Source organism: Saccharicrinis fermentans DSM 9555 = JCM 21142 (assembly GCF_000517085.1).
Classification (GTDB): Bacteria; Bacteroidota; Bacteroidia; order Bacteroidales; family Marinilabiliaceae; genus Saccharicrinis; species Saccharicrinis fermentans.
Map to the genome: position 1 here is coordinate 3,196,820 of NZ_KI912107.1, position 16,691 is coordinate 3,213,510.

Below are 16,691 nucleotides of genomic sequence, written 5' to 3' on the forward strand. Positions count from 1 at the left end.
ACCAAGCTTTGCTTTATCGTCATGCCCCCCGAAGACCACCAAAAGATCGAGAACAGTACACTCGTAATCTTTCGGATACAACTACTCTCCCAACATCCGAGCAACTGCATCGGCACACTTCTCTCCATCAATGGCCGAAGAGGCAATTCCTCCAGCATAACCGGCACCTTCACCACAAGGGAACAGCCCTCCTATATGCACATGTTGCAAAGATAAAGGATCTCTCGGAATACGAAGGGGTGATGAAGTTCGCGATTCGGTTCCCAAGATAATCGCTTCAGGATCAAGAAAACCATTGGCCCATTTACCAAATTGCTTAAACCCCTCCTGTAACCTATTGCTTATGCCATAGGGCAATACAAAATGAAGTGGAGAAGCGATGGTTCCGGGTACGTAGGATGTAGGTGGCAAATCAAAAGACAATCTAGAATCCACAAAATCAGTTAATCGTTGCGCAGGAGCAATCAGATTTTTACCTCCATTAATATAACAAAGTCTCTCTACTTCTTTTTGATACGCTAAGCCTGCCAGCACTCCCTGCTTCCTAAACTCATCTGGAATATCTTCGGGACGAACCTCCACTACCATACCCGAATTTGCATATGGTGAATTACGTTTAGATGGTGACATACCATTTACCACCATTTCATTTTCTCCAGTCATAGCAGGCACAATAAAACCACCAGGACACATACAAAACGAATACACACCTCGCTCCTGCACCTGACACGAGAAGTTATAAGATGCGGCGGGCAAATATTCGCCCCTCCCATCCGGCGAATGATATTGGATTTGATCAATCAGTTCTTGCGGGTGTTCAACCCGTACCCCCATGGCCCATGTCTTAGCTTCCAATTCAATAGCCCTATTATCTAACATGGTGTACACATCACGAGCAGAATGCCCTGTTGCCAACACTACTGCTTTGGCTTTAATATTAGTTCCATCCTTTAAAACGAGCCCTTTGACAGAAGAATCTTCAATGACAAGGTCAGTAACAGTGGCATTAAACAAAACCTCTCCTCCTGCGGTAATAATAGATTCCCGCATCTTTTTTATCACCCCCGGCAGTCTGTCGGTCCCAATATGTGGATGAGAATCAACCAGGATATCATCCTGAGCCCCATGAAAATGCAGAACATGCAATACCTTATTAAAATCTCCTCTTTTGGTGCTTCGTGTGTATAACTTACCATCAGAAAAAGTACCTGCTCCTCCTTCACCAAAAGCATAATTAGATTCCGGATCCACAGGATTATTCCTATTTAACAGCGCAATATCCTTTTTCCGTTCGTTCACATCTTTACCCCGCTCCAATACAATAGGCTTAAAGCCTAACTCCACTAGGCGCAGAGCTGCAAATAATCCTCCGGGACCAGCACCAACTACTATCACCTCAGGCTTATCACTTACATTTTGGTATTCAAACGTTACAAATTCCTTTTCCGGCGCCGGCGCATTGGCAAAGGCTTCCAAATGAAGCTGAACCATAACTTGACGCTGACGGGCATCAATAGATCTTTTGCGCACCCTGATAGCGGTAATCTTATCAGGATGTACCTTCATCTTTTTAGCTACGATATCCTTATAATATTTTTCGTTCGATGCCTCCTGAGGAGTAAGTCTTAATGCAATGTCTTTCTTCATCCGTTTTTTAATAACGGGGCAAAGATAATGAATTATCAATTTACAACGCTATTACTTCGACAATGGATTCATAAAGAGCTTACACCTTCATTTATCCACCACTCAATAAGACCATAAGTGACTGACAACAAAACACTTAATAAATGCAAAAAAATCACTTTTATTCAAAATAAAAGCTCAATACAAAAATTCGCGACGTTAATTTGTCAATTGCTTGGGTATAGGGCATATCCAAGGACTCCCCAGTACCATCATGATTGAGTACATCGCGCATACCGATAGAGACTTTAAGTTCGGTGGACAACCTAAAGTAATTGAGATAAGAATCAAACCCGGCTCCAAACTCATAATAAAAATCCAGCGCATTTAGCACTACCCCGGATTGATTTTTCTTGGCCAGATCGTAACGGGGATTAATACCAGCCACCAGATAAGGCTTAAAGTTATGGTTTCTATCAGCCCCATATTTTAACATAATAGGCATTTCCAAAAAGGTAGATTTTAACTGAAGAGCTTCATCCTCCTTGACTCCCTTTGAGTCAACAAAAGTCAGATCTCGTTGACCAAAGGAAATACCCGGCAACATCCTCAGATTTAAATTTTTCCTGATCCTCAAACTGGCAATTATTCCCAAATTAATTCCTGGTTGCAAAGACAATAGCTCTGCATACCGAGGATTATTTCCATTTTCTGGCGTAGCAGCACCCGAGTGCTGCACATTGAAATTCATGGTATTGAATCCAATCAAAAAACCAAAATGAATCGGTTTTTCGTCGAAACCTTTCAGGTTAGGCACATTTTTATTCTTATCGTTTTGTGCATTGATTTCCCCCATCAAACACAAGAGCACGAAAAACACAAAAAATTGCTTAAATCCAAGTATCATAAATACGTAATTTATCTTCCTTCAAATATATCATAGGATCAGACCTCTAAACTCAATAACTATATATTTTATGGTTTATTGTTTACAAAAGAGGATTACTTAGTGGCAAAATAAATCGTTGCCACGCCAAAAGTCTGCTTCCACACCCTTTCTATTTTAAAGCCAGCCTGATTTAATTCATTCACAAAGGACTGTCCTTCAGGGAAAGCAGCCACAGATTCAGGCAGATAGGTATAGGCAGCCTTGTCCTTAGACAGAAGTCCTCCCCACCAAGGTAATATTTTAGTAGAATAAAACTTATAAACTTGTTTAACAGGAAACGTTGATGGGTTTGAAAACTCCAGCACCATGAACTTGCCCCCTTTTTTAAGCACTCTATTAATTTCAACCAATCCTTTTTGTAGGTTTTCGAAATTACGCACCCCAAATGCAACCATCGCAGCATCAAACTCGGCATCATCGAAAGGAAGGTTTTCGGAATCGCCCTCTATCATAGAGATAATATTATGAAGGTTCTTCCGCTTAATTTTTTCTTCTGCCACTTTTAACATCTCTGGCGATAAATCCAGCCCCACAACTCTCTGCGGCTTCAATCGCAAGGATGCAATCGCCAAATCACCTGTTCCGGTGGCTATATCTAAAATCACAGGAGAATCCATTCCTTTCAGCAGATTTATGGCTCTCCGTCTCCATATTTTATCGACTCCCAATGACAATGAGTGATTTAAAAAATCATATTTGGGTGCGATATTATCAAACATGCTTTTTATCTGATTCTTCTTACCTTCTTCTGAAGATTTATATGGCTTAACCGTCATGTAGTTAGTGGATTCGTGCAATATTCATCGCAGGCTTATTTTATAAACAAGTTGTTAATATGCCAATGAATAATACTATTTAAAAAATTTAATCGGTTGTCAAAAATACAATAGATATTAAACTCTGGCAATAATTCTGAAGTTTTTAAGCACCGAAAAACTAGATAATGCATCATTACCACATTGCACCACCCACAAGCTACTCCTCAAACGCACTAATTTTCCAATGACCGTTCCAATACTTGAAGCATTTTTTCAAACTCATCGGGTGCAAATCCGGTTGAAGCATAAACTACCTTACCCGCTTTATCTACAATATAGTTTCTAGGAATTGTATTTATGGCAAACTTACCATATACAGCTCTTTGGGGATCTGGATATAATGGCAAATCAAACTTATTGGCCTTAAACTGATCCATTTCCTTTTGACTATGCTCACGTCCCACCACCAACAGAACAAAATCCTGACGTTCTTGATACTTATCAGCAATACGACTTTTAATGTACGGAAGCTCTTTCATACAAGGGGGGCACCAAGTTGCAAAAAAATTAATCAGCACCACCTTACCTTTCAGATCTACTGAATTCACATGACCACTCGTTGATTTCAGAACAAAAGAAGGCATGTCATCATCCACCTTAACCAAAGAGGCACTGTCTTGCGCTAAACATTCCGACACAAGAACCGCCCATATAAATCCCAGAGCCAGTAATTTTATCGTAAACAGCTTATTAATTTTCACCATCCATCCATGATTTTAAATACCCTGCAAATTTTTTCTTATAATCTTCTACGTAACCAAATGTTTCATCATCAATTCGTATTTCTCCTTTTGTTACATGGCCTAACACTGAGAATACGGCTCCTGTTTCCAACATAAAATCCACAAAATCATCTTGTTTTTCCGGAGCCACAGATACCACAATTCGGCTTTGTGCCTCTCCAAATAAAAAGGCATCCTTTCTAACCTCGGCATCTGTTGTTATATCAAAGCCAAAGCCCAATGGAATACCCGATTCTAACAAATTAAAGAACAACCCCCCGGAGGATACATCATGCACAGAACGCACCAAGTCTTTACGAATCACTTGCTTCACCAACTCCTGCACCTCTAACTCTTCGTCTATATCAAAATATGGTGCAGCGTGACTTTTTTTCTGATGATAAAAGTTCAGATATTCTGACGCATTAATATCATCTCTGGATTGACCTATTAAAAAGATCATATCCCCTTTACTCTTATAGGACAATACTGTATGGTGATCAATAGAATCCACAGTACCAACCATCCCCACAACCGGACACGGGGTAATAGGTGTTAAACGACCTTCCACCGAGCGTTGGTTATAAAAACTCACATTTCCACTAACAACTGGCGTATTAAATCTCTTACAAGCCTCCGACAATCCCTCAACCGATCTAGTAAACTGCCAGAACACTTCAGGATCATAGGGATTACCATAATTCAAACAGTCGGTTACTGCCAGTGGCACCCCACCCCCACAAATGATATTACGGGCCGCTTCGGCCACCGCAATCTGAGCACCCACATAGGGATCAGCCTCCACATAATTCGAATTACAGTCAACCGTTAAAGCTAATTTTTTATTGGTTTCTTCAATACTAACAAAAGAAGCATCCGATGGAAACTGATTACTCACAGAGTCTTGTTGTGCCGACTGATCAAAGATTTGAGTAAGATATTCTTTGGAGACCAGGTTTAAGTTAGTCATCATTTTATGAACCACCTTTTGGTAATGATCCGGTTCCGGGATATCCTCTATCTTTAATTCTTTTATTTTATTTTTTTCAGGCTCCAATACTTCCCGCTCATAAATAGGCGCTTTACCCCCCAATCCCACATAGGAAACAGGAATCTGTGCAATGGTATTAGTTCCTTCTTTACATTGTAAAAACTCTCCCTTGACCACGACACCTATCTGAGCAAATGACAATTGCATAGGCTGCAATAATTCAGAAACCCTAGTGATATTTTCAGGGTCAATACAAAGCAACATCCTTCCCCATGATTCAGAAAGCAACACTTCACGCATGGTCATACCTTCATCACGGGTAGGCACTTTATCTCCCTTCAACTCCATGCCTGCATTCCCTCTGGCTGCCATTTCAGTAGCAGCGCCCACAATACCCCCTGCTCCAACGGTTTGAATACCCACGACCAGTTTCTCTCTATTCAAAATTTTCACGGCCTCCAACAGACTACGTTCCACTGTTGAATCCATCATCTGCTCCATGGTAAAATTAGATGACAGCTTATCAGAAATAAAATCAGCAGAAAAGGCATCATTATCCACTCCTTCTTTACCCGTTAGAGAACCCAATAGCAATATGATCTGACCTTCGTTGGTGGCAACGCCGGATATAAGATCCTCTTTTTTGGCCACTCCCACGGTCATGTTATTTACAATAGGATTAGAATTAAAACCGGCATCAAAACAAACCTCGCCTCCAATAACCGGCACTTTCATATTTTCTTCAAAATCCTTAATGCCATTCACCACCTCTGAAAAAAGCCATCGTGCAGTATCTCTTTCTGCATCACCGAACCTCAATGAATCCAGAAATGCAACTGGTTTAGCACCCATAGAAAAAACATCCCGATTTACAATTCTCAAACCCGTTAAAGCACCTAATCGCGGTTGAATTGAACAAGGATGATTATGCGACTCCATCTTGAACACACATACATAACCGTCGCCAATATCAATGGCCCCAGCCGATTCGTCACCGGCTTCAACAATTACATTTTCACCTGATTTGGGCAATTTGCCCAGCCATTTCAAAGAGTTTTTATATGAGGCATGTTCTGTCCACAGACGCGAGAAAATATCCAACTCTAACTCATTGGGTTCTCTTTGTAATATTTCAGAAATTAATTCAAGTTCAGACTGTGTCAGACTTAAATTTTCTGAACTTTTAATATTAGGGTTATGTGTATTCATCATATCTTTTTTTGGTGCTGTATTTACAGATCTATAACTTTACAAAAATATTGTCATATCTTCACATTTTATATGGTACGACATTACAAAAGCACATGTGATTATTGACTTTTTGAAAGTATAAAAAAAATACCTAAGTACAAAAGTGAGCGATGTAAATTGAAAGCAAATATACATTTATAAAATCGGCACAACCACTTGTCTACATCAGATAGGGAAACAGTTATCGAACATATACGACCAGATTACTCATTTACTCTGGTCATTCAGTTTTTGATCAATTATAAAAACAAATTTTTAACACATGCAGACAATTGCGTTCATTACCGGAGCCACTTCCGGAATAGGAGAGGCAACAGCTAAGATGCTTGCCAAACAAGGCTATGATATCATTATTACAGGTAGAAGAGCCGAACGGCTAGAACATCTCAAGAAGAATATTGAAGCTACATTCAACAACTCAGTATTAAGTCTATGTTTTGACATTAGGAACGAAGAAGAAACAACCCAAGCCTTGGCCTCTATTCCGGATGCTTGGAAAAATATTGATATTTTAATAAACAATGCAGGTCTTGCTGCGGGAACCGAAAAAATATATGAAGATGCCTGGGACAAATGGTCACAGATGATTGACACCAATGTAAAAGGATTATTGTTCCTTTCGAAAGAAATTATAAAATGGATGGTCAAAAACCAACATGGCCATATCGTAAACATATCATCCATTGCAGGCATCAATGTTTACGAGGGTGGGAGCATATACTGCGCCTCTAAACATGCTGTGAATGCGATCACCAAGGGGATGCGTGTTGATCTTTTAAAACATAACATCAGAGTCACTTCCATCTCGCCGGGTATGGTAGACACGGAGTTCTCATTGGTTCGATTCGATGGCGATAAAGAAAAGGCTAAAAATGTTTACCAGGGAATCACCCCTTTATCCGCAATAGACATAGCCGAAGCTATTGAGTTTGCCGTAACCCGCCCACCGCATGTAAACATCAACGATATTTTAATTATGCCTAGCCAACAGGCTGATGCATTTAATACATACAGGAAATAGGGTACGACTCGCAGGGCAGTGGTTCTAAGAGGTGAAACCTAAAAAACAATCTCCACCACTGACCCTCCTGTAAGAAAAATACCTAAACTAAGAGCTTGTAATACGACCAGTAAGAATATTCCACATGGCTAAAAAGAAATATTTAATATCGGTTCTAAAACCTTTTTTTAGTTTTTCGCTCATATAAATCCTTTCCGCTTCTATATTACCTGAAGAATCAGGCATTAAAAGGGATACATACGGAGGAATACAACCAGGCTTAAATTTCACCCGTAACTCCTGAACCTCATTAGGGAGTTCTGAAAAACGCGTACGACTTAATGGTCTCACGCCTACCAAAGCAAGCTCCCCTTTAAAAAGATTAACCAGCTGAGGCAATTCATCCAACCAATACTTCCTAAAGAATTTTCCCCACGAAGTAAGGCGAAAATCACCAGCAGGCTTTCCAACAGCGTTATATCCATTTAAACGAACCACATAATCCTGCAGGTATTGCGAATAAGGATGCATTGTCCTAATCTTAAAAACCTTCAATTCTTTTCCTTCACGCCCAACCCTGGTCATGGAAAATAAAAATCCACTGCTACATCCTTCTTGCTTCTCTGGTGCTTTTTTCACCTTCATAGTCATAAAGTAAAGCAGTCCCTCAATTTCTTTAAAGTCTATAATAGAAAATCCTGCATAAACCAAACGACCCAATGCTTCGGCTTTACCAATAAACTTCTTATGCTTTAAACTCTTCAGATATGGATTTTGATCTCTAAAATGCTTATCTTTTTTATTCTTCAAGTCAGCAATAGCGCAACACCCTACAAAAATAGTGGCTTCAGGAATATGGTCATTTAATTGAAATAAATATTGATTAATATTACCTGCTGAGTTAATGGGAGCCACATCCACAATACCCAACAATGGTTTTTCTATTGTATAATAATTTTGAGGACAATATGATTCCTCTACTCTTACTTTATCAGAGTATAAAGGTACAGTTTGAGAGATAAACCCATATACCTTCTTCGACATACGCTTAATCAAATTATTTTTATACATATTGAGCTGTCGCCCCACATGCTCATCTATGGCTTTTAAATTTACACCATTGGAATTGGTTTTTGTAGTTTTTACGTTTTGCATTAAGTAAAAGTAGTTTTATTGGCTCGCTCAAAAATAACAAGATGATTTATATTAATAGGAAAATATTGACATACGGCCTAAAAAAAGTAACGAAGGCATTCTTTGTACATCGTATGTAACGCCCTAGTACGACTGCACTATACAGCTACGAGCCCTACTTTTATTCGATAGGCAAACACGCTTATTTTTTACACAAACGTCATTATCTAAAAGCCACTCCAGCCCCCAAGCTCATGGTTCCGTACTCACCCGGTGCATAACCGGCAAACAACTCTACCATTCCTATTTTCGCTTTCACACCGAAATCCAACGCCATCCTACTGAATTCATACTTTACTGACAGCGGGTTTGTTTCTTCCAAGAGAGCAGCAGGGTCACCCACATAATAATTTCCTTTTAAAGTATAATCAACATTTGAAGAAACATAGCCAAGGCCCATATATGCTGAAAAAACAGGCACATCTATCCCGACTAACAGTTTAGCACTTAAGCCAGTCATCACGCCTTCCAACGACTGACCAGGGCTACCCATATTCGGATAGTCTATCTTTATATCATTTGACATAAAAGCATAAGATCCCCATACAGCCAACGAAAGTACTGGTACATTCGCTAAAACAGGAATATACTCTTTAACACTGTGTTTAAGGCCAACCCCATATTGCGAAACTTCACCCGTATTACCCATATCTAGCTTAGGCATCAACTTCACCCTCAGCTCAGAATTATATGGTAAACCTATTCCACCCGATAGCACAGGAAGTGAGATTCTGTCTTCCCCTTTACCTTTGGGCAATTGTATCTCTCTACCATCTGTTCTATTTCTAATAACAGGGAAGTCAGTGGTTTGACCCGCCATATTGGCGGCTATTGAGAAACTACCATCTTTGAGGATATAATTTTGTTGAAAATCAGGGATCTGATCAATATAATAACCTCTCTGATCAGAAGGAGTAGTTGTTGCTGACATACTCAACGAAATATCAAATCCTAAAAAACGGTGTGTTTTTGCAGTTCGATACCAACCGGAATGCAGATTACCATGCATCATTTCACCCATAGGACTCAGATATTCCATGGCTAAGCCCTGCGAAAGCTCCGGCACCTGAAGAAAAGTAACCACTTCCTTTTGTCCCTTTACAATAGATACACCCACAGCCAACAATAAGAATATGAAAGTTTTTCTCATGGTAGTTCTTTTAGCATTGTTAAATATCCAACTACTGCCTTTATTGTATTAACCAGGCCTTTGCTTCACTTAATGAAATTCTGTCACCTCCTCTATAAGCAACAATGTAACCTTTGGTATTAGATTGTACTAAAGCCTTTTTTGCTGCACTGAAAGTTCCAAACTTTCCAAAACTATACCGATACCAACCGTCACCTTTATTTTCAACAATCGGATATTTTCCAGAATAGACCTGCTTGATACGTGATTCTGAGACAGGAGCCTTATCCGCCATAATCTGCACCGTATAATACACCACTTGCTTCTGCTGCCTGGTCTCCTCAACTAAAGATTCAGCTCTATCTTCTTTTTCAACCGCAAGAACTTCCTTTTCTTCTGACACCAAGAGCAAATCTGTATACACTTTTTCTGTTCCTGAACTTTCTAAAAACCTTCCTTTTTCCTCCTTCACAGGGGTGGGTGCTTGACGAACCACTTTCGCACCTACAGTATCCTGAACAACAGCAGATCCTTTTTTCTGCGTTTGGAGCGCACTTTCTTTTTCTATTAAATCAAGTGCTTGTAGGCAAAACAGCACTGCCTGTTGATATTGAATATTAGAAACATGAATCTGCTCTCCCCCTTTTCTCAATTGGGCGCTTACAAGACTTTTACCTCGCATCTCTTCTGCATGAGATACATACATATCCACAGAATCTTTCAATGCGCTTATCTTTTTATAATACAGACTGTTTGTTTCACCTAAATATTGATTTATATACCGTCCATACACAGTCAGCATACTTTCAAAACCTGTTCGGTAATAATCCTTGGTTTCGAACAACAACCTGCTCACCCGTTTGCCTGCGTATAAATTTTCAGAAAGTTCAACATAAGTAAGACCTTGTCTGAATAAACTATCCTTAGGGTAAACGAAATCAGCAAACAATATTTCATTGCCCTGGGCAATATAAGAATGTGCTTTTAAAATTTTTGACATATCACTTTCAGATACCACTGAGTGCGTTCTCTCCATCATATTCTGCGCATTTATACCACAAAATAAAAACAAAAGCACAACCAGCATTCTGAATCGGAAAAAATCCATCACATATGTATTAACAAAAATTTCAAAGCACAATTCTATCCCTTACAATAACTACCTAAAACTCAAACCAAACCCAGCAGTAATCGCACTATATTCACCTAAAGTATAATCAGCATGCAAAGCAATTACTCCCAGACGAATTCGCATACCCACATTGGCATCAAAGGAACTGGTTGAATAACCCAATTTAATAGGGTCTTTCAGAACAACAGGAATATCATCACCTACGTTGTAGGTACCTAACAAATTAAAATCACTGTTTGATTTTCCATATCCCATGCCGGCATAAAAAGCAACAACAGGAAGGTTGGCTCCCACAATCAAACGCGTACTTAAACCACCAGCTGATATTTCCAGTTTTCCGTCAGGGCCACCATCTTCTATATCTATCTCACTTGAGAAATGGGTATAAGCCACCAAAGCCGAGACATTTAAAATGGGAATATGCTTTACTCCCGGAATATAATCCTTGATATCCTTTTGAACCCCCAATCCCCAAAGACCTACCTTACCAGCATCTTCAATATCGATCTCTGGAATAAAGCGACCTTTTAACTCAAAACCCATCGGAAGACCAACACCAGCTGTAACCATTGGAATCGGAAGAAAGTCCATTCCGGTACCATTGGGCATGGTAATTTCTGACAAGCCAGTGGCCTTATCTGTTAAAACAGGCAGATTCTCCATATCTCCAGATACGGTGGGAGAAATAGAATTATTAGGATTTTTCAGTTCAAATTCTTGTAAGTTATCCTCATATTTAGCAATATCAAAGGTGGCTGCACTGGAAGGAGCTTGTATTAAACTAGCTGTAACAGTCAGATCAAAGCCAAACAATTTATGAGGTTTAGCCGAATTATACCAGCCATTGTTCATACCCTTTCCTAACATTTCACCAAAGGGCTTTAAATACGGTTTCGCCAACACATTGGCATCATGAGCACCTGCCTTCAAAAAATCAACCACGTCCTCCTGCGCCATCGCATTGAACGAGACCAACGCAATCATTATCAATAAATAAATCTTTTTCATAATAAAAATGTATGTGTATTGTGTATTTTAATTTGCACTCATTTCTTCAGCCCTACTCATTGAAATTCTCATTTCATTTAGATAGGCAACAACAAACCCTTGAACTCCAGATCTATCTTTCATGGTATTAGCTTCTTCGATGCTCGTGAATTTACCAAAACTATATTTAACCAAGCCATCCACCTCATGTTTAATCACTTCAAAAGGTCCATCATATAAAGAAAGTAACTTTTCCTTAGGTACTGGTTGCTCTTCAGCCAAAAACTGCACCGTAAAATAAAGGCCTGGCACCTTTTCTTGAACCACCTTGTCCTCTAATAGTTCATTTTCGCCATCCACCAATGTTGACTCTGCAGCTACAGCAGAAGCCGTAACAAGCGCTGTATCCGCAGTCATTATCAAGCTTGTATCCTGAAAAGCTATACTATCAACTCTACTTAGGGTATCAGATAAACTTAAAGAGTGACTTCCTATGGAATCAAGAAGTAAAGAATCCGACACGATACCCGCAGAAGAACCCGCCAATATTAAAAGAGTATCCGACGTAACTACCATAGAATCTTCAATTGGCACTACTGCATTCTCTTCCTCGGTATCTACCGAATGTATATACCCGGTTGCTTTGGCTAATATTTCGATTGCCTTTCCCTCTTTTTCATTGGCTTCCAACAATAAAGGCGCTGCCTTATTGGCATTAGAATAGTTAATCGATTTCCTTCGAAGTTTTCTACCTCCTCTAAATTCATCTTTGGCATCGGCTAAAAACGTTTCTATGTTTGCATCAAAGCTTCCCGCTTTCAGTCCTTTAGAAACCACTCTTTTAAAAACATAATATTTCTTTCCGTATCCCTCTTTATAATAAGATGAAGAGCCTACCAAAATTTTATTCGTCTTCTTGTTCAACCTCCTTATTTTACCTTTTCTCTTTTTTCCTTCGGCTTCTATTTCCTCAATTTCACGGGTATACTTTTCCGTTTTTGCTACAATGGCATCCCCTTTTTTAATTTTTTTCTCCGCACGATCGATCTTTCTATTATCACGTGGACTAAGCACTTCTGTATTTTGTCCTCCTACAATCATATTCAATCCACAAAGAAGCAAAACACCCAAAATTACTATTTTCATACACTATAAGTTATTTAATGAGAGACTATCAAAACACTACATTTAAGACAAACACCTCAAAAAAAGGCATCTTCAAACAATTCGCTGTCTCTACCACAAAATGTTCGATTCTTTCTACTATAAAAGATGAATGGATGTTACACTTAAGTTTCATTTTAAAGGAAAATTCACCATAAATTAATAAAACAAACGCTTCAAAAGCATAATATACGTCCCCAATACTCACCCCAACTATCCAATAGTAATAATTATCATTGTTTACAAAGCAAACACCCCTTATTTTTATACCCATTTAACATTTCAACACCAACTTTACCAATAAACGATATCGTCATTGCAATAATAATCACTCAAAATAAACACTTGCACTTAAATTCGATGCTCCAATCTGACAAGCAAGAAGATAAGCTCACTCATCAATAAATTACGTCAAACCATTTAAAAATAAATTTAAACCAATGAAACCAAGTTTATTTATTAGTTGTTTACTTTGCATTTCCATATTTATGGACAGTTGTAATCAGAAAAGTACTATGAACACCAATCCATTATTAGAAGAATTTAGCACGGTGCACAATACACCACCGTTTGATCAAATCCAATCCAGCCATTATCTACCGGCTTTTAAAGAAGCTATTATCAAGGCCAAGGCAGACATTGACAAGATTGTGAGCTCCACAGAAGAGCCTACATTTGAGAACACTATTTTAGCACTGGAATATGCTGGAAAACAATTAAACGACGTGTCCAACATATTCTTTAACATAAACTCGGCAGAAACCAACGAAGAAATTCAAGCCATCGCTCGCGAAGTATCTCCCTTGTTAACAGAATATTCCAATGACATTGTACTGAACGAGACCTTATTTAGGAAAGTAAAAACAGTATACGACTCTCGCAACAAGCTAAATTTAAACGAAGAACAATTAAAACTTTTAGAAGATTCTTACAAAGGCTTCGAAAGAAAAGGTGCTTTATTAAAAGGAGAAGACAAGGAACGCTACCGCTCTATTACATCGAAGCTAAGTCAACTAACCTTACAATTTGGCGAAAATATATTAGCAGAAACCAATGGATATAAACTTCACATTACAGATGAAGCAGATCTTTCGGGATTACCTGCAGGTATAATTGAAGCAGCTGCCACAGTAGCTAAAAGTGAAAATAAAGAAGGGTGGATTTTTACACTTCAGTTTCCCAGCTATGTTCCATTCATGAAATATGCTGACAACAGAGAGCTAAGAAGGCAGATGTACATGGCCTATTCCACCAGAGCCAATCACGACAACGAGTACGACAATAAAGAGATCATTACGCAAATCGTTAATCTACGCTTAGAGAAAGCAAAATTACTAGGATATGAAAATCATGCTCAATTTATACTGGAGGAGCGTATGGCCCAAACCCCCGAGAAAGTAAATACTTTTTTAGACGAACTATTTGCGCGCTCGATAGACTTCGCCAAAAATGAGATCGCTGAAGTTGAAACATTTGCCCAAAAGAATGGACTCAAAGATCAACTACAGCGCTGGGATTTCAGTTATTATTCTGAAAAACTAAAAGCGGAAAAATTTGACTTCACCGAAGAAATGACCAAACCTTACTTTCAGTTGGAAAAGGTAATTGATGGTGTTTTTGGTTTAGCCAACTCGCTTTACGGCATTAGCTTTAAGGAAAACAAAAATATTCCTGTATATCATAAAGAAGTAAAAGCTTATGAGGTACTTGATGAAGATGGTTCATTTTTAGCCGTTCTTTACCTAGACTTCCATCCTCGCAGTGGAAAAAGAGGTGGTGCATGGATGACCAATTATAGAGAACAATACATCAAAGATGGCAAAAATATTCGTCCATTTGTTTCTTTGGTATGTAATTTCAGTCGACCAACAGAAGACACACCTTCTCTGCTAACACATAATGAAGTAACCACATTTTTACATGAGTTTGGTCATGGCTTACACGGCATGTTAGCCAACACAACCTATCAAAGCCTCAGCGGCACCAATGTTTATCGCGACTTTGTTGAACTTCCATCACAATTATTAGAAAATTGGGGTACCGAAAAAGAATGGTTAAAATTGGTCGGCAAACACTATAAAACAGGAGAAGTCATACCTGATGAGTTAGTAGATAAAATCTTAGCATCCTCTAATTTCCAGAGTGGCTACCTCAGCGTACGTCAATTATCATTTGGCATGAATGATATGGCTTGGCACTCCATCAACACTCCCTTTAAAGGATTGGTCACTGAGTTTGAAAAAGAGGCCATGGCAAAAACAGAATTATTCCCTCAAGTGGAAGGTACATGTTTTAGCACAGCCTTCTCCCATATTTTTTCGGGAGGATATGCAGCCGGTTATTACGGATACAAATGGGCTGAAGTATTGGATGCTGATGCCTTTAAAGCATTCAAAAAGAACGGCATTTTTAACAAAGAAACAGCTGCGTCCTTTAGAAAAAACATATTATCAAAAGGCGGCACCAAACATCCAATGGAATTATATGTAGCCTTTAGAGGACAAGAACCTACACCCGATGCATTGCTTGAAAGAAGTGGATTGGTAAAATAGTTACCTGCTATTTTCAATCATGATAAATAAAAAAGGGATGTTTCTGACGAAACATCCCTTTTTTATTTAAGATCTCTCCGACTATGCAAAGAGAGTCTAATTTAAAATTTATTCATACAATTCCTTATGCGTATAAAAACCTGAACCTATCAGCACCTGATCAATATTATCTTTTGTAACCGCAATAGAATTCACCCTATGCGTAGGAATTTCACTTAAACCGTTAAAATCGGAGCTATTAACAAATCGATCCAGATTTTTTCCCTGAGCCATTTCAATAGCGATCTCAGCACCTTTTTCGGCAATGGTTTTCAATGGGTGAAAAACGGTAACACACTGATTACCCGCGATCACATTTTTACACCCGGCCAATTCAGCGTCTTGTCCGGTCACGGCCACCTTACCCAGTAGACCATTGGCTCTAAGCACATCAATCACCGATGCAGACATTCCATCATAACCAGCAATTACGGCATCAATATCTGAACCATATAAAGATATCACCTTGTCCATTTCAAAAGCAGCTGTACTTGCATCCCACTTCTCCACAAATGTTTCGTAAACTATCTCCACTTGCTTCTGATCTATTTTAGGTTTTAAATATTTTTTTACGGCCGCCTGTAACTCCTCACCATTCTTATCAAATTTATCTCCGCCCAAAATAACAAAATTACCCGAAGGTTTTTCTTTGAGCAGTGCATCCACCATTATTTTACCTATTTGATCATTATTACTGGCCACAAAGAAATCTACATCACTATTTTTTATCATCCTATTGTATGCCAGTACAGGTATATCTTCGGCATGCGCATTACGAACAATAACAGCTGCAGTATTAACATTGGCAGCAATAAGAACAAGTGCATCCACCTCTTGTTCAATCATCTCATTGGCTAGTTCTATCTGCAAAGACTCATCGTTAGATGCTGTTTTAACAATGACTTCCACACCTTGTTTTTGACAATAGTCTTTAAAAAAAGCACTTTCCTTATTAAATCGCACAGTTAAATCAGAAGGATATAAAAAGCCGATTGACATTGTTTTTTTCTCTTTACATCCCCCCAAAAGGACGATGACAGAAAGAAGCATGACACTAATAATATTTTTCATAATGATTATAATTAATTTTCAAGGCCATCAGAAACGCGCCACCTTCATCTTTTTCATTTTTGAGAA

General features: G+C 38.8%; 13 protein-coding genes. 2 read left to right on the forward strand and 11 right to left on the reverse strand.

Annotated features, from left to right (window positions below; all coding sequences use genetic code 11):
- Positions 1-81: 81 nt before the first annotated feature.
- The 5 genes from CYTFE_RS0112925 to purL form a co-directional block, all read right to left on the reverse strand.
- On the reverse strand, positions 82-1,647 hold the full coding sequence (locus CYTFE_RS0112925) for an NAD(P)/FAD-dependent oxidoreductase (protein WP_027472134.1): 1,566 nt from the start codon (positions 1,645-1,647) through the stop codon (positions 82-84).
- Between the two features lie 160 nt (positions 1,648-1,807).
- Positions 1,808-2,533: a type IX secretion/gliding motility protein PorT/SprT gene (gene porT / locus CYTFE_RS26390; protein WP_052343184.1), complete on the reverse strand. Its 726-nt coding sequence runs from the start codon at positions 2,531-2,533 to the stop codon at positions 1,808-1,810.
- Positions 2,534-2,628: 95 nt separating this feature from the next.
- On the reverse strand, positions 2,629-3,351 hold the full coding sequence (ubiE, locus tag CYTFE_RS0112935; RefSeq protein ID WP_027472135.1) for a bifunctional demethylmenaquinone methyltransferase/2-methoxy-6-polyprenyl-1,4-benzoquinol methylase UbiE: 723 nt from the start codon (positions 3,349-3,351) through the stop codon (positions 2,629-2,631).
- A 215-nt stretch (positions 3,352-3,566) separates the two neighbouring features.
- A complete protein-coding gene (locus CYTFE_RS0112940; protein ID WP_044212723.1) occupies positions 3,567-4,097 on the reverse strand; it encodes a TlpA family protein disulfide reductase in 531 nt (176 codons plus the stop codon).
- Positions 4,084-6,318: a phosphoribosylformylglycinamidine synthase subunit PurL gene (purL, locus tag CYTFE_RS0112945; RefSeq protein WP_027472137.1), complete on the reverse strand. Its 2,235-nt coding sequence runs from the start codon at positions 6,316-6,318 to the stop codon at positions 4,084-4,086. The genes CYTFE_RS0112940 and purL overlap by 14 nt, the downstream gene beginning before the upstream one ends.
- A gap of 301 nt (positions 6,319-6,619) precedes the next feature.
- On the opposite strand from purL, the gene CYTFE_RS0112950 reads away from it, so the two are divergent.
- Positions 6,620-7,378, forward strand: a complete 759-nt coding sequence (locus CYTFE_RS0112950) for an SDR family NAD(P)-dependent oxidoreductase (protein ID WP_027472138.1) — start codon at positions 6,620-6,622, stop codon at positions 7,376-7,378.
- 87 nt (positions 7,379-7,465) lie between these two features.
- Here the strand turns inward: CYTFE_RS0112950 and CYTFE_RS28755 are convergent, their stop codons facing one another.
- The 5 genes from CYTFE_RS28755 to CYTFE_RS0112975 form a co-directional block, all read right to left on the reverse strand.
- The gene (locus CYTFE_RS28755) at positions 7,466-8,512 is read right to left on the reverse strand and encodes a sugar transferase (RefSeq protein WP_052343185.1); all 1,047 of its coding nucleotides are present in this window, start codon (positions 8,510-8,512) and stop codon (positions 7,466-7,468) included.
- Positions 8,513-8,714: 202 nt separating this feature from the next.
- On the reverse strand, positions 8,715-9,701 hold the full coding sequence (locus tag CYTFE_RS0112960) for a DUF6588 family protein (protein WP_027472139.1): 987 nt from the start codon (positions 9,699-9,701) through the stop codon (positions 8,715-8,717).
- Between the two features lie 40 nt (positions 9,702-9,741).
- Positions 9,742-10,719 (reverse strand): SPOR domain-containing protein, encoded by a 978-nt coding sequence (locus CYTFE_RS0112965; protein WP_152541734.1) that lies wholly within the window; start codon positions 10,717-10,719, stop codon positions 9,742-9,744.
- Positions 10,720-10,839: 120 nt separating this feature from the next.
- On the reverse strand, positions 10,840-11,820 hold the full coding sequence (locus tag CYTFE_RS0112970; RefSeq protein ID WP_027472141.1) for a DUF6588 family protein: 981 nt from the start codon (positions 11,818-11,820) through the stop codon (positions 10,840-10,842).
- 27 nt (positions 11,821-11,847) lie between these two features.
- Positions 11,848-12,945 (reverse strand): hypothetical protein, encoded by a 1,098-nt coding sequence (locus CYTFE_RS0112975; RefSeq protein ID WP_027472142.1) that lies wholly within the window; start codon positions 12,943-12,945, stop codon positions 11,848-11,850.
- A gap of 458 nt (positions 12,946-13,403) precedes the next feature.
- On the opposite strand from CYTFE_RS0112975, the gene CYTFE_RS0112985 reads away from it, so the two are divergent.
- Positions 13,404-15,515 (forward strand): M3 family metallopeptidase, encoded by a 2,112-nt coding sequence (locus CYTFE_RS0112985; protein WP_081735982.1) that lies wholly within the window; start codon positions 13,404-13,406, stop codon positions 15,513-15,515.
- A gap of 108 nt (positions 15,516-15,623) precedes the next feature.
- On the opposite strand, the gene CYTFE_RS0112990 is transcribed toward CYTFE_RS0112985, so the two are convergent.
- A complete protein-coding gene (locus tag CYTFE_RS0112990) occupies positions 15,624-16,625 on the reverse strand; it encodes a D-xylose ABC transporter substrate-binding protein (protein WP_081735983.1) in 1,002 nt (333 codons plus the stop codon).
- Positions 16,626-16,691: the final 66 nt, after the last annotated feature.

What these genes read in the sequence shown, in the direction of transcription:
- porT (WP_052343184.1), bottom strand. Translation starts at nt 2,533, where the DNA reads ATGATACTTGGATTTAAGCAATTTTTTGTGTTTTTCGTGCTCTTGTGT.
- CYTFE_RS0112985 (WP_081735982.1), top strand. Translation starts at nt 13,404, where the DNA reads ATGAAACCAAGTTTATTTATTAGTTGTTTACTTTGCATTTCCATATTT.
- CYTFE_RS0112940 (WP_044212723.1), bottom strand. Translation starts at nt 4,097, where the DNA reads ATGGTGAAAATTAATAAGCTGTTTACGATAAAATTACTGGCTCTGGGA.
- CYTFE_RS0112970 (WP_027472141.1), bottom strand. Translation starts at nt 11,820, where the DNA reads ATGAAAAAGATTTATTTATTGATAATGATTGCGTTGGTCTCGTTCAAT.
- CYTFE_RS28755 (WP_052343185.1), bottom strand. Translation starts at nt 8,512, where the DNA reads ATGCAAAACGTAAAAACTACAAAAACCAATTCCAATGGTGTAAATTTA.
- CYTFE_RS0112960 (WP_027472139.1), bottom strand. Translation starts at nt 9,701, where the DNA reads ATGAGAAAAACTTTCATATTCTTATTGTTGGCTGTGGGTGTATCTATT.
- purL (WP_027472137.1), bottom strand. Translation starts at nt 6,318, where the DNA reads ATGATGAATACACATAACCCTAATATTAAAAGTTCAGAAAATTTAAGT.
- CYTFE_RS0112965 (WP_152541734.1), bottom strand. Translation starts at nt 10,719, where the DNA reads ATGATGGAGAGAACGCACTCAGTGGTATCTGAAAGTGATATGTCAAAA.
- ubiE (WP_027472135.1), bottom strand. Translation starts at nt 3,351, where the DNA reads ATGACGGTTAAGCCATATAAATCTTCAGAAGAAGGTAAGAAGAATCAG.
- CYTFE_RS0112975 (WP_027472142.1), bottom strand. Translation starts at nt 12,945, where the DNA reads ATGAAAATAGTAATTTTGGGTGTTTTGCTTCTTTGTGGATTGAATATG.
- CYTFE_RS0112990 (WP_081735983.1), bottom strand. Translation starts at nt 16,625, where the DNA reads ATGAAAAATATTATTAGTGTCATGCTTCTTTCTGTCATCGTCCTTTTG.
- CYTFE_RS0112925 (WP_027472134.1), bottom strand. Translation starts at nt 1,647, where the DNA reads ATGAAGAAAGACATTGCATTAAGACTTACTCCTCAGGAGGCATCGAAC.
- CYTFE_RS0112950 (WP_027472138.1), top strand. Translation starts at nt 6,620, where the DNA reads ATGCAGACAATTGCGTTCATTACCGGAGCCACTTCCGGAATAGGAGAG.